The sequence below is a fragment of the Streptomyces sp. NPDC002853 genome, from assembly GCF_053591915.1.
Genome location: NZ_JBSFUS010000001.1, coordinates 967,536 through 985,838 on the forward strand (window position 1 = coordinate 967,536; position 18,303 = coordinate 985,838).

Consider the following 18,303-nt stretch of genomic DNA (forward strand, 5'->3'; position numbering starts at 1 on the left):
CTCACCGCTCGAGCAGCTCGAACAGTTCCTCCCAGCGCTCCAGGACCCGTGCCTCGGAGAACCGCTGCACGTTCCTGCGGGCCCGCTCCCCCATCGCGTCCCGCAGCCGCGGGTTGCCGGTGAGGCGCAGCAGGCGGTCGGCGAGTGCCTCGATGTCACCGGCGGGGGCGAGCAGGCCGTCCTCGCCGTGGCGCACGATCTCGCGGACGCCGGGCGCGCAGTCGAAGGCGGCACACGGCACCGCGCTGGCCATCGCCTCCATCAGGGCCAGCGGGAAGCCCTCGCCGCGGGACGACTGCACGAAGAGGGAGCTCTCGGCGAGCACGCCGGGCACATCGCTGGTGCGGCCACGCCACTGGACCGAACCGTCGAGGCCCAGGCGCGTGCACTGCCGCCTGAGGTCGGCCTCGTCCGCTCCGGCGCCGTAGATCCGCAGCGTCCAGTCGGGGCGCTGCGGGGCCACGAGCGCCCAGGTGTCGACGAGCATGTCGACGCCCTTCTGGTCGGCGAGCCTGCCGATGCTGCAGACCACCTTGCCCTCGCGCCGCGAGGGCACTTCGGGGAGGTGGGCCAGGGCGTTGGGCATCGCGCCGACGTTGTGCATGCCGTCGGCGATCCAGTCGTCGGCGTCCTCCTGGGTGAGGGCGAGCCAGCGGTCCACGGACGGGTAGCTGCGCTTGACCGCCTTGTAGCGGTGACAGGCGCGGGTGTAGGCGTACGACTCGTGGCTCATGCCGATGATGCGCAGGCCCGCGGTGTCCGCCTCCCTGATCCACTCCATCGGCCAGACCTGCGTGACGATGGCGACCGCTCCGGGGCGCGCGGCGCGGAAGAGCTCCGAGAGCCGGTCGACGGTGCGGCGCTTGGCGGCGACCCGCGCCGCCTCGCGGCGGCGCGCCACCACGTTGAGGCGGCCGAGGCCGCGCACCGGGCGCGGGGTCTGCGGATGCTCGCGGTAGAGGCTGGTCACGGGGTAGCCGAGGTCGTCCGGGAGCGCCAGTTTCAGCTCGGCCTCGTGGACGCCGATGACGTGCACCCGGTGGCCGTTGCCCTGGAAGAGCCCGGCCATCTGGTGGGCCCACGCGGTGACGCCGCCCAGTTCGTCGACGGTGTTCGCCACGAGGAAGAGATCGCGGCTCTTCGCCGGGGCCACGATCCTCTTGGTCGCGATCGTCGTGGTCATGCCCCGCCCCTCTGCTCCGTGTCCCCTGACTGCTTGCCCGGCCGCTCTGCCGACCGCTCGCCGAAGAGCGCGTCCACCACGTCGGCCGCGGCCCGCCCCCGGTCGTAGGCGCCGAACCGCGCGGCGAACGCGCGACGGGGCCCGGCCCACGCGCCGTCGGCCTGTTTCAGCGTGGCGAGCACGCGCAGCAGTTCGTCCTCCGTCTCCACGACGGGCCCGCCCGCGTCGTCCCGCAGCGCGAAGTAGCTGCCGCGCTCGGCGGTGTACGCGTCGAGGTCCGGCGCGAAGTGCACCATCGGCCGGTCCAGGAGCGCGAAGTCGAACATGATCGACGAGTAGTCGGTGACCAGGACGTCGGCGAGGCAGAGCAGCTCGCTCACGTCGTGGTGCGCCGAGACGTCGATGACGGTGCCCGGCGGGCAGAGGGGCAGGTCGGCCGCCTCCGAGTAGTGGGCGCGCACCAGGAGGACATGAGTGTCACCGAAGCGGTCGGCGAACTTGCGTACATCGAGCGGCAGTTGGACCCTCTTGTTGTCCTTGGGCAGTCCGCGGAACGTCGGCGCGTACAGGACCACCGTCTTGTGGTCGGGGATGCCCAGGCCGGCGGCCACGGACGGCCGGGGGAAGCGGCCCGATGCCTCGTCGCGGACGCGCGCCGCGACCAGGCGGTCGTTGCGCGGGTAGCCGCAGCGCAGCAGCCGGTCCTCGGGGATGCCGTAGGCGCGGGCGAGGGTGTTCACGTCGTGTTCGGAGCGGACCAGGAAGTGGTCGAAGCGGTCGACGGCCTGCCGCAGGCGTTCGCGCTGCGGGGCGTTCTGCGTCTTCAGGCGTGCCTCGTCGAAGCCCATGCGCTTGTACGCGGAACCGTGCCAGGTCTGCAGGTACGTGGTGTGGCGCGGCTTGTCCAGGGCGTGCGGGAAGCCCTGGTTGTCGATCCAGAACTCGGCGCGGCCGAGGGCCCACAGATACCGCCAGGACCAGCGGCGCACCAGGCGGACGGAGTCGGGGTAGCCGTCGGCCGAAGTGGCGTACGCCCAGGTGCAGCGCAGCCGCAGCCCCCGGTCGACGATCTCCTGGTGGACGGCGCGCGGGCTGTCGCCGTAGCACCTGCCCATATGGCTCTCGAAGACGACCGAGCCCTTGCTGACGGGGAGGCGCCGCAGCACCCGCCGGTAGACGCGCAGCTTGACCGCCTTGCCGCTGAGCCCGTCCCACCGCTTGCGCAGGGCGCGCAGCCGCAGGCGCAGTTTGCGCGCGGGCCGGAAGTGGGTGGCGTAGTGCAGTGCCGCGCGCAGCGTGCGGGCGGCACGGTGGCGGGGCATGAGGCGCAGCTCCAGTTGGTTCGCGCCGGTGACGGTGATGCCCTGGCTCTGCCCCACGGTCTCCGGTTCGGCGACGAGTTCCGTGGTCATGTCCTGGCCACCGGCGGCGAGTTGGAGCCGCGGCTCCCATACGCGGTCGCCGATGCCGAGGTCCCGCAGCCGCGCGGTGAGGACCGCCGTGGCCCGCCAGAGGACCGCGCCGCCGTCGTAGTGCACCTCGTCCACGGGTACGCGGAAGCCGCGCCGCCGCGCGCCGTGTGCCCGCACGTCGAGCCAGGCGGTGAGCGGCGGCCGGTCGGGCACCAGGCCGCCGGGCAGCACGACCCGGCCTTCGAGGACTGCCTTGCCCGCTTCGACGTCGCACCTGGTGAGGCGGTTCAGGAGGCGCACCTCCGCCAACCCCTGGTGCTGGTGGCCCAGTTCGGTGACGTCGAGCACCTCCCGTACGCGGGGGTCGTCGAGCCCGTCCGCGCGCCAGTAAACCTTGCCCTCCCGCTCGGTCAGCTCCGAGACGACGGTGCCGGGCCGGGCGAGCGCGTACGCCGCCGCGAGGACGCCGTCGGTGTCGCCGTCCGCGAGCAGCCGCACGCAGACGCGCTCCACGGGGGCGAGGGCGTCCAGGGCGCGCACGTCCGCGCGGCCTTCGAGGTGCGGGGCGATCCCGTCGGCGGCCCGGCGCCGCTCCCCGGCGGTGAGCTGGGGGAACGTACGGGCGCAGGGCAGCACGTGGTCGACGAGGAAGGACCGCTCGCGCCGGTCGGCCAGGTCGAGGCGGCCCAGGCTCACCAGGAGCCCGGCGACGCGTGCGTTGGCGGCGGCGAGCGCCGGGGTCTCGCGGGCGGGGTCCCGCGGTGCGCGGTGGGTGGTGATCAGGTTCGGCACGAGGGTGAGGGCGCGGGCCCCGAGCGCGGCCTCCACGCCGAAGAGGACCTCGCTGTGGTCGAGGTCCTGCGCGTACCGAAGACGCAACCGGTCCAGGACGTCACGGCGGACGCAGAATCCGGTGACCAGCGAGTCCCTCGCGACGAGTTCGGGGGCGTCGGAGAGGTTCTCGATCTTCCGTGTCCTGGCGTGCAGTTGGGGCTGCCAGTCGGGCCCGCGCTCCTTCTTGCCGCTGCCCGTGAGCCGCGTCCAGCGTCCCGCCACCAGGTCGGCCCCGGTGGAGCGCGCGGCGTCGAAGAGGTTCCGGCAGGCGTGCCGCTCCAGGAGCTCGCCCTCGTCGAGCACGATGACGTACCGCCCGCGTGCCGCGTCGAGCCCGAGGTTCCGCGCGGCGGCGACCGGCAGCCCGGCGTCGGCGCGGACCAGGCGCACCCGGTGCGGCTGGTCGGCGGCGAACTCCCGCGCCGCGTCTCGGGCGGGACCGTCCGCGCCGGGGTCGACGACGACCGCCTCGACGTTGCCCATCGTCTGGTCGAGCACGGACCGCACCGACTGCGCCAGCGCCTCGGCGTCGATGCCGGCGACCACGACGCAGCTGACGTCGTGCAGGTCCGGCGTGCTCATGCGCGGCCTCCTTCGAGCAGGGCGTCCGCCACTCCCGCTGCCGCGTTCCCGTCGTCCAGGTCGCAGAAGACCTCGCGGAACCTGTCGTACTTCTCGGCGTACGCGGCGGTGGCCGCCCCCGGGTCGCGCAGCGCGGCGATCACCTCGTCGCTCGTGGCGAGCAGCGGGCCCGGTGCCTGTGCCTCGAAGTCGAAGTAGAAGCCGCGCAGGGTGTCGCGGTAGTGGTCGAGGTCGTGGGTGTGGAAGAGCATCGGGCGCCCGGTCTGCGCGAAGTCGAACATCAGGGACGAGTAGTCCGTCACCAGGACGTCGCTGATCAACAGCAGTTCGCTGACGTCGGGGTGGCGCGTGACGTCGCGGACGAAGTCCGAGCCGGGGACGGTGCCGCCGACGAGGTAGTGCCTGCGGACCAGGAGCACCGCGTCGTCGCCGATCGCGCGCTCGGCGGCGTCGAGGTCGAGCCGCAGGTCGAGGGCGTAGCGTCCTGCCTGCTTGGGCTGGTTCTCGCGCCAGGTGGGCGCGTACAGGACGACGCGTCTGCCCTCGGGGATGCCGAGCCGTTCGCGTACGGAGGCCGCGACCTTCGCGCGGTCGGCGGCGTGCAGCAGGTCGTTGCGCGGGTAGCCGCGTTCCAGGACCTCGCCGGTGTAGCCGAAGGCGCCGCGCAGGAGAGGCGTCGAGAAGCGGTTGGGGGAGACCAGCAGGCTCCACTGGTCGGCGCGTCCCGGCAGGGTCGCCATGTAGGCGCGGTCCGCGGACGCGTGGCCCGCGAGGTCGCGGCCGATGCGCTTGAGCGGGGTGCCGTGCCAGGTCTGCACGACGTACTGTCCCTCGGCGCGCTCGAACCATTCGGGCAGCTGGGTGTTGGTCACGATGTACCGGCAGCGGGCGAGGGCCTCATGCCACTCGGCGCTCCACAGGGCGAGCGGCGTGGCGCTCTCGGGCAGCGCCACCTGCTGGTCGCGGACCACCCACAGGTGCTCAAGCTCCACTCCTCTGGCGACCAGTTCCTCGTGCACGGCGCGGGGCGAGTCCGAGTACTGCCGTCCGTCGAAGCTGCAGTACAGGACGGCGTCGCGCAGGGGTCCGCCGCGCCGGGCCGCGTACTCCTCGCGCAGCCTGCGCTGGCGCGGGCCGCCCCGGTCGGCGACGGGCAGCGCGGAGCCCGCGCGCAGGTGGAGGCCGTCGTGGGCGTGACGCTTCAGGCTGATCTCACGGCCGGATCTGGTGCGCACGAGGGGCAGTTCACGGCCCTTGCCCGGGGCCACGCACACGGCGGTGTACTGCTCGGGGTCGCTCTCGCCCGGGGCGCGCAGGAAAAGGTTCCAGCGTCCTTCGGCGAGCGGCAGGGTGCCTCCGGGTCCTGGCACGGCCTCGGGCCGCAGGGCCGCGGTGAACCGCCCGCCCTCGATCCGCACCGGCACCACGGCCTCGTCGCCGTGGCCTGCGTGCACGAGGACCAGCTCCCCGGTGCGGGTCCGGGCGTCGGGGTGGCTGCCCTCGACGATCAGCTCGTCCTGCCAGGTCACGGTGTCGGCGAGCGGCCGCACGGTCTGGTCGCGCAGCTCCAGGTTCCCCGACGCGTTGGCGAGGACGAGGAGTTCGCGCCCCGGGAGCAGCCCGTACCGCCCGGCCGGCACGTCGGGGCAGGCGGCGAGCGGTGTGCGGTCGCCGCCCTCGCGGATCACCGAGACGCCCCACGGGTCGGCCTCGCGCGGCTCGCCGGTGCGCTCGTCCTCACCGGCGTGGAAGAGGCCGAGCGGCACGTCGGCGCTGAAGTCGCGGCCGTTCACCAGGGCGGGGACGTGGTGTGTCTCCTTGGTGGCCCAGTTCTCCACCCGCAGGGTGTCGACGCTCCCGGACTCCCCCGGCGCGAGGCGCCCGTGCAGCCGGACGGTGCCGCCGCAGCCCTCGTGCGTGACGAGCCGCGCCACCACCCGTTCCGTGCGCAGCCTCAGCCGTCCCTTGCTGAGGGTGACGGCCACCCGCAGGAACTCCTCCAGATACCGCACGGGAAGCCGCGGCGGGCTGCTCGTCCTGACCGGCCCGGTGCGCGGCAGGAGGCCGCTGACCACGCCCATCTCCAGTTTCCAGGTGGTGCTGCGCCGCTTGGTGACGGTCCTGCGGGGGTCGATGACCGTCTCGAACCCCGACCGGTCGTAGCTGTGCAGGCCCTGCCTGGAGCGGTACGTCGCCTCGCGCGCCCGCACCGTGCGCAGCTTCAGCGGCAGGACGCGCCGCCGTCCGGCCCGCAGCCAGGCGACCCTGGCGCGCGCCGCGACACGTCCCGCGGGCAGGTTGGGGATGTAGGCGTAGCCCTTGAGCCGCAGCCTGCCCTGCTCGTCCCAGGCGACGTGCGTGAGCTGCGCGGAGAGCGGCAGATCGGAACGTTCCAGGGCGACGGTCTCGCGCGCGAGACCCCTGATCCCGGGGTACTCGGCGCGGCGCCCGCGCAGGCCGCGGACCCTGAAGGCGTCGGGGTTGGCCTTCTCGTGCGCCATGAAGGTGAGCAGGTCGGTGACCCGGCGGCCGCGGATGAGCTGCCAGCGCACGCGCAGGCCGAGCGGCAGCGCGGCAAGGACCGCGGGGTCGACGGTGTCGGCGAAGGCGTTGGCCTGCTCCATGAAGACGTCGTGATACTCGGAGTCGCCGTGCGGCAGTGCCTCCATGAACAGCCACAGGTCCCCGGACAGGACCGTCGTGTCGTAGCGCCGCTTGGCCTCCGCGAGGACCGCCCCCTGCGGTGTGCCCGCCGCCCCGGCGGCCTTCGACGCGAGGAAGCCGCTGGCCGCGAGGACGGCGGCGGTGCGGTCGCGGACGGCGCGGGGCTTGGCGCGGCGGGTGGTGATGGAGCCGTCGCGGTCGCGCCAGAGGTAGACGGGGTCCTTCAGTACGTCCACGGACTCGGCGAGGAAGTGGGCGGGGACGGTCACCGGGGTGTCCTCGAAGAGGACGCCCTCCGGGAAGGTGAAGGCGTGGCGGTCCCAGAAGTCCCTGCGGAAGACCTTGTTGCAGGCGATGCGGTCGCCGAGCAGCTCCCAGTCGCGGGTGACGTGCGTGCCGCTGCGGTCGCTCCCCATCATCTTGCGGAACATCGGCGACTGCTCGCTCCTGTCGCCGGAGCGCAGCCGGTGGACGTTGCCGGTGACGAAGTCGGAGCCCGACTTCTCCAGTGCCGCCAGCATCCGCTCGTAGGCGTCCCGTGGGACGACGTCGTCGCTGTCGACGAACGTCAGATACGTGCCCCGCGCCTCGCGCACCCCCGCGTTGCGGGCCGCCCCGAGCCCCGCGTTCTCCTGCTCGACGAGACGGAATCTGGCGTCATCGGCGGCGAACTCGCGGGCGATGCGGGGGCTCCCGTCGGTCGACCCGTCGTTGACCATGACGACCTCGAGGTCCGGCATGGTCTGCTCGGCCAGTGACCGCAGACAAGGGGCGAGAAACTCCTCGACGTTGTAGACGGGGACGACGACGGCGAGTCGGGGTGTCATGCGCTGCGCACATTCCTTCCGGAGAGCTGACGGGCACGGCCGCGCGTCCTGCTGAGGGCCACTCGGTTAACAACCACCGCCCTTCCGGGTCACCCGCACAGAGCCATTCGGGTGATCGCGCGAGCGGGCCCGGAACCCGGTGGCCGAGGCCGCCGGGCGCGGGGCCCGCTCGAGTGCCGCCGCCCGGTCAGGGCTTCACGGCGATGCGTCCTTCGTCCATGCGCAGGAGCAGCAGCCGTTCGCCGGTCTTGTCCATGAACTCGTCGACCGCCTGGCGTGAGCCCTGCCAGTAGCCGTAGTCGTCGATGAGCAGGACGCCGCCGCTGACCAACCGTGAGTACAGGTGCTCCAGTTCGTGCTTGGTGGAGGCGTACCAGTCGGTGTCGAGGCGCAGGATCGAGATCTGCTCGGGCGCCTCGCGCGGGACGGTCTCCTCGACCATTCCCTTGACGTAGTGCACGCGCTCCTTGGGGTACGGCACCTTCTCGAAACCCGACCTGACGTCGTCGAGGGAGGCGACCGCCCAGATCGGGCGGTCCTTGCCCTGCAGCTTGAGCAGCTCTTCGGCGGACTTGCCGTCCAGGCGCAGGTCCTCGTCGGTGGGCGGGGTCATGCCCTCGTAGGTGTCGAAGAGGTACAGGTCGCGGTCGGTGACTCCGGCGGCGAGCAGCGCCTTGGCACAGGCCTGCATCGAACCTCCGCGCCACACGCCGCACTCGACGATGCCGCCGGGGATGTCGTGCCGGACCACGTGCCGGGTCGCCAGGATGAAGGCGTTCAGCCGTTCGGGAGAGGTCATCGTGTACGGCTTCACCGCACGGATGATCTCCTTCGCCTCTTCGTCGTAGTCGGCGGGGAGGTTCAGGGCCTTCGGCTTCGGCTTCGGTGCCGGGGCGGGCTTCGGCGCCGGGGCGGCCGCCGCTCGCTGGGCCGGCACCGGCTTGCGTGTCAGCTGATAACCGGTCAGTTGCTTCAGTGCGCCATTCACAGCGCGTCGCCATGCCATGGGAGCGGACAGTACGCGCCAAACATCCCTGATGCCACATTTCGTCAACATGAAGTCATTTGACATCACTTGTAGCCGAAACGGACTGCTCGTCGGTCTCGCGCGGCGCCACCACCTTCGGCCTGCCGCAGTCGGCACGGCCCTCGACGGGCTTGGGCAGCGGGACTCCGTCGACGCCGCCGATCCTGTTCGCCCACCAGTTGGTCGTGCCGCGCACGAAGGCCATGGTGAGGCCCGGGTAGTTCTTGGGGCGCTGGAACACGCCGACGGAGTCACCCCAGTAGGCGTGCTTGGCGTCGATGCTTCCGTAGGCGTGCCGGATGCCGGTCATGGGCGGGAAGTCCGTGTAGGCCTCGCGGAGTTCGAGGCGGGTGTAGGCGGCCAGGGCACGGAAGCCGTCGGGGTAGTAGCGCCAGCAGTCCTGCGCGTCGTGCACGTGACCGCGCGAGGGGGCCGTCACGAAGGCGATGCCCTCCGGCTTAAGGACGCGGGCGATCTCCAGCATCGTCGCCCAGAAGAACGGGATGTGCTCGAACGCCTGCCCGGAGATGACGAAGTCGGCACTGCGGGACTTCACGGGGATGCGGTACGGCTTCGTCATCACCGCGTCGACGTTGCGGCCGTCGAGCACGTCGACGCCCACGTACTCCGTGTCACGCCCTTCGAGCAGGGTCTTGTGGGTGCGAGTCTGCCCGTCGGAGACGCGGGCCCCGAGGTCGACCACCCGGTGGCGCTTGCCCGTGGGCATGTACTGCTCCACACAGAGTTCCATCTGTTCGTACGCGGACTGGTGCACGTCTCCTCCTACACAGGGGCCTGAACCGGGATCTTCTCGGCATCACACGCGTTTACCGTGTACCGACACAGCTCGTCATCCGCGCGGAGTCCGCCGGGCACACCACTTCCTCGCCGGTTCCTCGACGTACGTGTAGAGCGCCCAGGACAGCGCCGTCACGACGACGCCGACGCCGAGGAGCGTGAACACCGCGACGTTCTCCGGCTGCGGGCGGCCCCAGGTGTCGAGGATCAGCCGGTTGAGGGTCTGGTGCAGCAGATAGAAGGCGTACGACCAGAGCCCGAGCAGCACCATCGGGCGCGAGCAGAGCCAGCCGCGGCGGCCGGACAGTTCACGCTGGACGTAGGCGGCGATGAACAGGACGGCGAAGAGCGCCGCGACCGACCGCAGGGCCCAGGTGAGCTGGCTCGCCGCGTACGGACCGAACAGGTCCGCGCGGTGGCTGTGCACGACGGCGTACGCGACGAGGCACACGAAGAGCACCGGCGGGCTGACGCGGAGCCGGTGGCCGCGGCGCAGGGCCAGGGCGCAGGCCATGCCCACGCCGAACTCCGGGAGCCGGGTCAGCGGATGCCGCATGACCCATTCGCTGGCGAAGGGCGAAAGGTGGGTGGCCGTCCACCAGTTGAGCGCCCACATCGCGACGAGCCCGACCACGGCGAGCAGGGCGAGGGTACGGGTGCGCAGGCGCAGGACGTGGCGGATCGCGAACGGGAAGAGGAGGTAGAAGAAGACCTCGACGCTGAGGGTCCAGGCGACGCCGTTGCCGGGGAACATCGGCGTGACGCCGGGGAACCACGTCTGCACGAGGAACAGCGAGGCGACGAAGCTGAGGACGTCCGTCGGCACGCCTCCCCAGAGGTAGAAGACCCAGACACAGGGCACGGTGGCGACCAGGTGGGCGGGCCAGATGCGGCCGAACCTGCGCCAGTAGAAGAGGCCGGCGCGGGCGCCGGGGCGGTGCCCCCAGGTGAGCAGGAAACCGGAGAGCACGAAGAAGAAGTCGACGCCGGTCGCACCAAGGCGCGAGTAAGGGAAGAGCAGCGGCGCGTGGGCGACGCCGCCGTACGCGCTGAGCCCGGTGAAGTGGTGCACGAAGACCGCGAAGGCGGCCAGGAAACGCATCCCGGTGAGGGAGTCGACCCGGGACTCGGGGGCGACGGGGGTGACCGGTCCGGGCAGGGGCCGCGTCTGGCGCGGAAGAGCCGTCGTCATGCCGGGGCCCCCTCACCCGCGCGCAGGGCCGGGCCGCAGCCCGCCGGGCGCATCTCGGCGACCATGGCGTCCAGGACCGGGCCCACGCGCTCGCGCAGTGCGGTGATCCGGGCGGGGTCGCGCACCGCCGCCGCGCGTACGTAGTCGCCGCCGTTGCCCTCGCGGTAGAGGGGGACGTAGCCCGCGGCCGCCAGGCGGGGCGCGGTCAGGCCCGACTTGGCGGTCCAGGCGGCGTGCACGTGGAGCAGTTCGGGGCGTACCTCGTCCAGGACGTAGCGGCGCAGGGCCGCCGGGTCCGCGGCCGCGTACGCGTCGGCCACGCGGCGGTCGGTCAGGCCCGCGACGTCCACGACACGCAGCCGCGAGGTCAGCAGGGTGCCGCCGAGGTCGGGCAGGGCGACGGTGGCGTCGCGCAGGCCGAGATACGAGGCGTAGGCGTTGAAGGTGTGGCCGTAGCGCTCGGCGACGAAGCACATGGACAGGGTCGGCCGGTCGACGAACCTGCCGTTCTGCGCGGCCTGTCCGGTGACCGAGAGCAGCAGGGCGCCCGCGAGCGCGCAGCCGACGAGGGCACGCGCGCGGGTCCGTTCCGCGCGCCAGACGGTGGCCGCGGCCAGCGCGAGCGCCGTCGCGGCCAGCACCCACACCGGGGTCGCGAAGCGGTACAACGCCATCCAGTCGCGCCCGAGCACGCCGTACGCCAGGAGGGTCAGGGCCAGCGGGACGAGCAGCGCGGCCAGGGCCCTGCGGGACGGTCCGGGGCGGGCGAGGGCGATGCCGGCGCAGGCCGCGCCGAGCAGGGCGAGCGCCCAGCCCCCGTACGTCAACAGCTCACCTGTGGAAGCGAGTTGGCCGAGCCGCGGGGTCTTCTGGGCCTTGGCCACCGCCGTGTTCGGCACCCAGAGCCCGAAGGTCGCGCGCCGCCACAGCAGGAACGCCGCGTACGGCAGCGCGAAGGTGCCGCAGCTCAGCGCCACCGCCCGCGCGGCACGCGCGAGGTGGTCCCCGCGCAGGAACAGCAGGGCGGTGACCGGGTAGGCGGCGGCCAGCACCGCGCCGTCCGGGCGGGTCAGCGCGGCGAGCAGGGCGATGGCCCCCGCGGTCGCGGCGACGGCGGGCCGCAGCAGGGTGCCGCGCACGGCCGCCCGGACGAGCAGGGCGCCGGTCGCGGCGGCGGTCAGCGCGTACAGCGGGTTCTCGAGCCCCGAGAAGGACCACGCCACGTACGACAGGTTCGCGGCGAGGACGGCGCCGGTCAGCAGCGTCACGGCCCAGGCGCGGCCCGGCAGCACGGCGCGCGCCGTCACGGCCACGCAGGCGAGGACACCCGCCGTGCAGAGCAGCGCGAGGGCCTTGGGGTAGAGCACCAGGTCGCTGACGCCGAGGAGCGCGCCGTGGTCGAAGAGGCCGAGCCCGCGGCCGACGACGAGCAGGGCGAGCCAGGAGGGGTTGGAGTAGCCCTCGACGGGGTCGGCGCCCGGCTGCTGCACGGGGCCGAGGCCCTCGTCGATGCTCCGGGCGTAGGCGAAGGTGATGGCCGCGTCGTCCACGATCCACTGGCCGAGCGCGCTCGCACGCCAGGCGACGAGCAGGGTCGCGAGGGCGACGGCCGCGGGGTCGGCCCAGCGTGGACACGCGGCCGGAAGGGGTGCGGCCCGGGGCGGGGACGGTGGTGCGGAGAGTTCCTTGCGGCGCTGGAACTGCGCGAGGGGACTGATCATTAAGGGGCTAACTTACACATATCGCCATAAGTCACTCCCGCTTCCGCCACGCGGGTGACCCGTACGCGGCCTCCCCCTGCCCCGGGGTGAAGAACGGGCAAAGTGGCACAATGCACCACATTGGGTTCACGCCATGACCCCGGCCCTGCCGCCCGCGGCACGGCGGCTCCTCAGCACCGCACGGACCACCCGCTTCCGCGTGGAACGCGCCGCCGCGGGCCGGGCGCGTGGCGGGCCCCAGGCGCTTCTGGCACCCGTGCATCTGTCGATCCGGGACAGCCGTACGCTCAACGTCGCCGTCGCCGCCCTCCCCGGTGAACGGGGCGAAGGCGCCCATCTGTTGATCTCGCGCGGCCACCGCCGGTTCCGGGTTCCGCTCGCCCTCGAACAGCACGCCCATGGTGGCCCGCTGCTCGCCGGGACGGCCACCCTGCGCGACGTGCGCGAGGGTGTCTGGCGGCTCACGGTCGTCACCGCCGACGCCCGCGGACGCGTACGACGGCGTGGCATCGGCATCGAGGGCGACACGGAACTGCCGCCCACGCCCACCGTCCGGCACGCCCCCGACCCCCGCACCGGAACGCTCGTCCGCGTCGTCCGGTGCCGCGGTGGGCGCGCGGTGCTGCAGGTGACCCGGTCCAGGCCACGCGCCGAGCTCGTGCGGTTCGTGCCCGGCGGTGACGGCATCGTCGTGCACGGACGGCTCGTCATGGCGGGCCCCTCGCGGCGCTGGCGGGCGAAGGCGGTGCGCAGGCGGGACGGGGTGACCGTGCCCGTCGGGGCGGTGTGGGAGGGCACGGAGTTCAGCTTCCGGCTGCCGCTCGGGGAGATGGCGGGGGCGAGTCCGGGGCAGTGGGTGTGGGACTTCCACGTCACGGCGGACACCCAGGGCGACCCGACCCCGCTCCCCCTCGGGCGCTGGCTCTCCGACGTGCGTGATCCCTCGGCCGCCTACCCCACCCCCTTCCGCGTCTTCGCCCTGCCGGGCGGCGCCCTGGTCCGTGCTCACGCCCACTTCACCAGGTCCGGTGGCTTCGCCCTGACGTGCCGGGACATCTCGAAGGAGACCTCATGAAGATCACGTACCTCCTCGGCTGGGGCGACGAGATGGGCGGCACCGAGCTGGCCACCTACACCCAGGCGCAGCACCTCGCTGACCGGCACGACGTCGAGGTCATCTCCGTCTTCCGGACCCGCCCCGAACCCTTCTTCCCCGAGGCCCGCAGCCTTCCCGTCCGCTATCTCGTCGACCGCACGGCCTCCCCCGAGCGTCCCGTGCGCGGCTCGCGCCTCGACGAGGCCGCCTGCCGCACCCTGGCCGCGCTGCCCAGCGAACTGATCAGGCCCTCCTGGGAGTCCGCCTTCGACCGCCTCTCCGACATCGAGATGGCCGCCGCCCTCACCACCCTGGACACCGACGTCCTGGTCACCACGACGCCCGCCCTGATGGCCGCCGCCGTCGGACTCGTCCCGGCCAGGGTCGTCACCGTGCACCAGGAGCACCGCCCCACCCAGCGCCGCGGCCCCTCGGGCGAGCCCCTGCTCCTGCACGCCCCGCGCCTGGACGCCCTGGTCACGCTCACCGACCGCACCCGCGACTGGATCGCGGAGTCCCTCGGCGCCACCGCCCCCGAGCTCGCGGTCATCCCGAACGCCGTGCCGGACGGCTTCAGGCCGCGTGCCGACGGCGAGAGCAAGGTCATCGTCATGGCCGCGCGCCTCACCGGCGAGAAGCGCGTCGACCACGCCGTGCGCGCCTTCGCCGAGGTCGCCGACGCCTACCCCGACTGGACGCTGCGCGTCTTCGGGGGCGGCCACCGCGAGCAGAGCCTGCGCCGCTTGGTCGACGGCTTCGGTCTCCAGGACCGGGTCGAACTCCTCGGCCCCTGCCAGGACATGGCCGCCGAGTGGGCCAAGGCGGGGCTCACGCTGATGACCGCGGGGCACAACGAGGCGTTCCCGCTCGTGCTGCTCGAAGCGCTGGCCGCGGGCGTGCCCGTGGTCGCGTACGACGTCCTGACCGGGCCCGCCGAGATCGTCAGGCACCGCGTCGACGGGCTGCTCGTGCCGCCCGGCGAAGTGCGCGAACTGGCCGCCGCGATGAGCGAGTTGATGGGCGACCCGGAGACCCGGCGGTCCTACGCCCGGGCCGCGCGCGAAGGTGTCTACGCCCGCTTCTCCTCCGCCGACGTCACGGCGCGCTGGCAGGAGCTGTACTCCCGGCTCGTGGCGCGGCGCGACGCCCCCGAGCGCCTCGACGACCGGGCGGACCGGGTGGCGCTCGGTGTCGCCTCCGGCGGCAGCGGCTTCCGCCCGACCACGCCGTACACCCTGGACGCCCCGCCGAGCGCCGAGGAGCGTGCCCGCGAGGAGGAGATCGCCGCCGCCGACACGAGCGGCCTGCTCATCCGCTCCGTGGGCCGGCTCGCCGAGCGCCGCGACGACATCCTCGCGCCGGTCATGACGGACTGGAACCTCGAGATCGCGGCCACCGCCCTGGAGTCGCAGGACATCCCGTACGTCCTCGTCCGCACGTCCGGCACCGCGCACACGCTCGCCGTGGCCGACGACGAGCGCGAGGGGGCGCTCAAGGCGCTCTCCGAGTCCCTGCACGGCCAGCCCGTCTACGCCGAACTGGTCCACCCCCGGGACGCGGCCCCCGGCGTCGTGCTCGCCGAGCGGCTCGACGGCATCGGCGAGGTCGCGGGCATCAAGCTCTTCAAGCCGGTGACCACGACGACGCTCTCCCTGCGCCACGGCGTCCAGCAGGCCTGCACGGTGGCGTTCTGGCCGCGGGCCGACGGGGCCGCCGGTCCCACTGGTGCCGACGCCCGGCGCGCGCCCTTCGGCACCACCCTCGCCGGGTCCGAGCTGCCTTCGCTCGCGCCCACCGCCACCCTCCGGGTGGGCGACCGCACGTACCCCACGCCGGACATCTTCGCCCAAGTCCTCGTCGGCGACGTCGACTTCCCCGTCGACGCGGTCTACACGTGGGTCGACGACTCCGACCCCGAGTGGCGCGCCCGCCGCGTGGAGACGCTCGGCGGGCCCGAGGACGACGCCTCGCCGGACCACGGCGCCGTCCGCTTCCGCAACCGCGACGAGCTGCGCTATTCGCTGCGCTCCCTGGCCATGTACGCGCCCTGGATCCGGCACGTCTTCCTCGTCACGGCGGGCCAGCAGCCGTCCTGGCTCGACGAAGCCCACCCGGGCCTCACGGTGATCGACCACCGTGACCTCTTCGCCGATCCGGACGCCGCGCTCCCCACCTTCAACTCCCACGCCATCGAGAGCCAACTGCACCGCATCGAGGGCCTGTCGGAGCACTTCCTCTACCTGAACGACGACATGTTCCTCGGGCGACCCACCACCCCGGAGACGTTCTTCCTCAGCTCGGGCACCGCACGCTTCTTCTGGTCGTCGGCCTCGGTGCCCGCGCTGCCCGTGTCGGAGGAGGACGAGGGCTACCTGGCGGCGGCGAAGAACAACCGGGAGCTGCTGCGGGAGGCGTTCGGCAGGACGACGACCCACAGCTTCTTCCACGCCCCCTACGCCCTGCACCGCAGCGTCCTCGCCGAGCTCACCGAACGTTTCCCGGCGGAGCTCGAAGCGACCGCGCGCAGCCGCTTCCGCTCGAACAGCGACCTCTCCCTGGTCTCGTCCCTGCACCACCACTACGCGTACCTCACCGGCCGCGCGGTGCCCGCCGGCATCGCGTACGACTTCGTGGACATCGGCACCCGCACCGACCACGCACGCCTCGGCCAGCTGCTCCAGGGCCGCAACAAGACGGCCTTCTGCATCGGCGAGTCCCCCGACAGCGAACTGACGGACGAGGAAATGGCGCTGGCCATGCGCGCGTTCCTGGCGGCGTACTTCCCGGTCCGCTCCCCCTACGAGCGGGGCTGACCCGCAAGGAAGAGCCGCCGCACCACCCTCTCGGCGGCTCCTCCGTCGTCGTACGGGCAGAACCGGTCCCGGAAGGCCGCCCGGAGCGCCGTCGCCGCCGCCGAGTTCCAGGCCCCGTCCCGGAACACCCGCACGAGCTCCGCCTCGTCCCGCGCCACGGCCCCCGGCGTCTCCCCCGCCCGGCCCGAGAGCAGGTCGAAGTACGTTCCCCGCGCCAGCCGGTAGGCCTGCCAGTCCGGGGCGTACGTCACGATCGGGCGGTCCAGGCAGGCGTAGTCGAACATCAGGGACGAGTAGTCCGTGACGAGGGCGTCGGCGGCCAGGCAGAGGTCCTCCACGCGCGCGTGGCCGGTGACGTCGACGAGTTGGGGGTGGGCGCGCAGGCCCGCGTCGGCGCCGTAGAAGTAGTGGGCGCGGACCAGGACCACGTACTCCTCGCCCAGCGCACGCACGAAGCGCTCCAGGTCGACGCGGGGCGAGAAGCCCTTCTGGTAGTCGCGGTGCGTGGGGGCGTAGAGCAGTGCCGTCCGGCCGTCCGTGATGCCCAGCTCCTCGCGGAGGGCGGCGATCTCGCTCTTGCCCGCCGTGAAGTAGACGTCGTTGCGCGGGTAACCCGCCTCCAGGGCCTCATACGCCGTCGAGGGGTACACCCGTTCCCAGATCTCCGTGGAGTGCGGGTTCGCGGAGAGGCTGTAGTCCCACTGGTCGGTGTGGTCGAGGATCTTCTGGAAGCTGATGCCGTGCGTGCCCGCCGGGTAGCGGCGCTGGTCCAGGCCCATCTTCTTGAGCGGTGTGCCGTGGTGGGTCTGGAGGTAGACCTGGCCGGGGCGCTTGGTGAAGCCCCCGGGGAAGCTGGAGTTGTTGATCAGGTACGTCGCTCTCGCCATGGTCCGCCAGTAGCCGCGCGAGCCCTCGATGACGTGCTCGACCCCGGGCGGTACGCGGTGCTTGTTGCGGGACGAGACCACCCATACGCCCCTGATGTGCGGGGCCAGTTCGCGGGCCTTGGCGTGGATGGCGGCCGGGTTGCAGGAGATCCCGCGGTTCCAGTAGGCGCCGTAGACCGCGAGGTGAGGGTCGAGGGGGCGGCGCAGGTCGGCGCGGTAGGTGAGGCGCATGGCGCGGGCGCGCAGCTTCTTCTTCTGCCGCTTGAGCCCGCGGGCCAGGACGCTCCTGCGGGACCGGCTCTTGCGGTGCGCCTCGTAGGCGGCGTACGAGGCGGTGGCCAGGGCGCGTTCCCCCGGCGTCGCCGCCGGGCCCGCAGGGCCGTACGTCCGGTAGAGGCGTGCCGCACCGCGGAAGAAGTCCTTGCGGTCGCCCGGCGTGATGCGCCCCGCGTCGTCGAGCACGGCGAGCAGATGCCTGGCCGCGTGCGGGACGAGCCGGGCGCGGTCGGCGGGGTCGGCCGCGGCAAGGAGTTCCTCGTACCGGCCGATCAGCGCGAAGTGCGCCCGGCCCGGTGTCGTGGCGAAGCTGCCGCCGCGCCGCTCGCGCCAGCGGACGCAGGGCCTGTCGAGGACGGCGGTGCGCGCGCCGGGCGCCAGGGCCGCGCGCCGCACCGGCACCACGTCCTCGTACGGACCGTCGCTGAACGCGAGGCGGCGCTCCTGCCAGAACGCGCGCCGGTGGACGCGGTTCCAGGGGGCGACGGTGACGGCGAGGGGGTCTCCCGCGAGGTCGTCGCCGCCCGAGCGCACGTTCTCCCACCAGTCGACGCGATCGTGGCCGAAGAGGAGGACGTCCGGGTCGTCCGCCGCGTCGAGGGCCTCGGCGATCGCCTCCAGGGCGCCCGGCAGGAGCAGGTCGTCGCCGTCGAGGAAGAGGAGGTAGGTGCCGGTGGCGCGGTCCGCGCCGATGTTGCGGGCGGGTCCTGCGCCCGCGTGGGCCGGGAGGCGTACGAGTTGCACGCGCGGGTCGCGCTCCGCACACTCCGCGGCGATGGCGGCGGACGCGTCGGGCGACGCGTCGTCCACGACGATCAGCTCCAGGTCGCCGCCGTTTCGGCAGAAGGCCTGGTCGAGCACGGAGTCCAGGCATTCCCGCAGGTAGCCCTGGACGCGATGGGCGGGGACGACAACCGAGAAGCGCGACATGCACACCGACGGTAGTCAGCCGGACACGGCCTGTCGAAGACCCCGCATCACTCATTGGGGT

General features: G+C 72.9%; 10 protein-coding genes. 2 read left to right on the forward strand and 8 right to left on the reverse strand.

The features are described from left to right. Position 1: 1 nt before the first annotated feature. The 7 genes from ACWD02_RS04320 to ACWD02_RS04350 all read right to left on the reverse strand — a co-directional run bounded on the left by ACWD02_RS04320 (position 2) and on the right by ACWD02_RS04350 (position 12,240). Positions 2-1,183, reverse strand: coding sequence for a glycosyltransferase (locus tag ACWD02_RS04320; RefSeq protein ID WP_451204218.1), 1,182 nt, complete (start codon positions 1,181-1,183; stop codon positions 2-4). Then, positions 1,180-4,011: a CDP-glycerol glycerophosphotransferase family protein gene (locus tag ACWD02_RS04325; RefSeq protein WP_451204220.1), complete on the reverse strand. Its 2,832-nt coding sequence runs from the start codon at positions 4,009-4,011 to the stop codon at positions 1,180-1,182. Before ACWD02_RS04325 ends, ACWD02_RS04320 begins: the two co-directional genes overlap by 4 nt. Further along, positions 4,008-7,502 carry a CDP-glycerol glycerophosphotransferase family protein gene (locus ACWD02_RS04330; protein WP_451204222.1) on the reverse strand — a complete coding sequence of 1,165 codons (3,495 nt, stop codon included), beginning with the start codon at positions 7,500-7,502 and terminating at the stop codon, positions 4,008-4,010. Before ACWD02_RS04330 ends, ACWD02_RS04325 begins: the two co-directional genes overlap by 4 nt. Positions 7,503-7,689: 187 nt before the next feature. Next, a complete protein-coding gene (locus tag ACWD02_RS04335) occupies positions 7,690-8,508 on the reverse strand; it encodes a TylF/MycF/NovP-related O-methyltransferase (protein WP_451204224.1) in 819 nt (272 codons plus the stop codon). Positions 8,509-8,563: 55 nt separating this feature from the next. Next, a complete protein-coding gene (locus ACWD02_RS04340) occupies positions 8,564-9,304 on the reverse strand; it encodes a methyltransferase domain-containing protein (protein WP_451204226.1) in 741 nt (246 codons plus the stop codon). A 75-nt stretch (positions 9,305-9,379) separates the two neighbouring features. Beyond that, positions 9,380-10,519, reverse strand: coding sequence for an acyltransferase family protein (locus ACWD02_RS04345; protein WP_451204230.1), 1,140 nt, complete (start codon positions 10,517-10,519; stop codon positions 9,380-9,382). After that, a complete protein-coding gene (locus ACWD02_RS04350) occupies positions 10,516-12,240 on the reverse strand; it encodes a hypothetical protein (protein ID WP_451204233.1) in 1,725 nt (574 codons plus the stop codon). Before ACWD02_RS04350 ends, ACWD02_RS04345 begins: the two co-directional genes overlap by 4 nt. A gap of 133 nt (positions 12,241-12,373) precedes the next feature. On the opposite strand from ACWD02_RS04350, the gene ACWD02_RS04355 reads away from it, so the two are divergent. Both ACWD02_RS04355 and ACWD02_RS04360 read left to right on the forward strand, forming a co-directional pair. Then, positions 12,374-13,315 (forward strand): hypothetical protein, encoded by a 942-nt coding sequence (locus tag ACWD02_RS04355; protein ID WP_451204235.1) that lies wholly within the window; start codon positions 12,374-12,376, stop codon positions 13,313-13,315. Further along, positions 13,312-16,149, forward strand: a complete 2,838-nt coding sequence (locus ACWD02_RS04360) for a stealth conserved region 3 domain-containing protein (RefSeq protein WP_451204237.1) — start codon at positions 13,312-13,314, stop codon at positions 16,147-16,149. The genes ACWD02_RS04355 and ACWD02_RS04360 overlap by 4 nt, the downstream gene beginning before the upstream one ends. Here the strand turns inward: ACWD02_RS04360 and ACWD02_RS04365 are convergent. Beyond that, a complete protein-coding gene (locus ACWD02_RS04365) occupies positions 16,134-18,242 on the reverse strand; it encodes a bifunctional glycosyltransferase/CDP-glycerol:glycerophosphate glycerophosphotransferase (protein WP_451204239.1) in 2,109 nt (702 codons plus the stop codon). The genes ACWD02_RS04360 and ACWD02_RS04365 overlap by 16 nt on opposite strands. Positions 18,243-18,303: the final 61 nt, after the last annotated feature.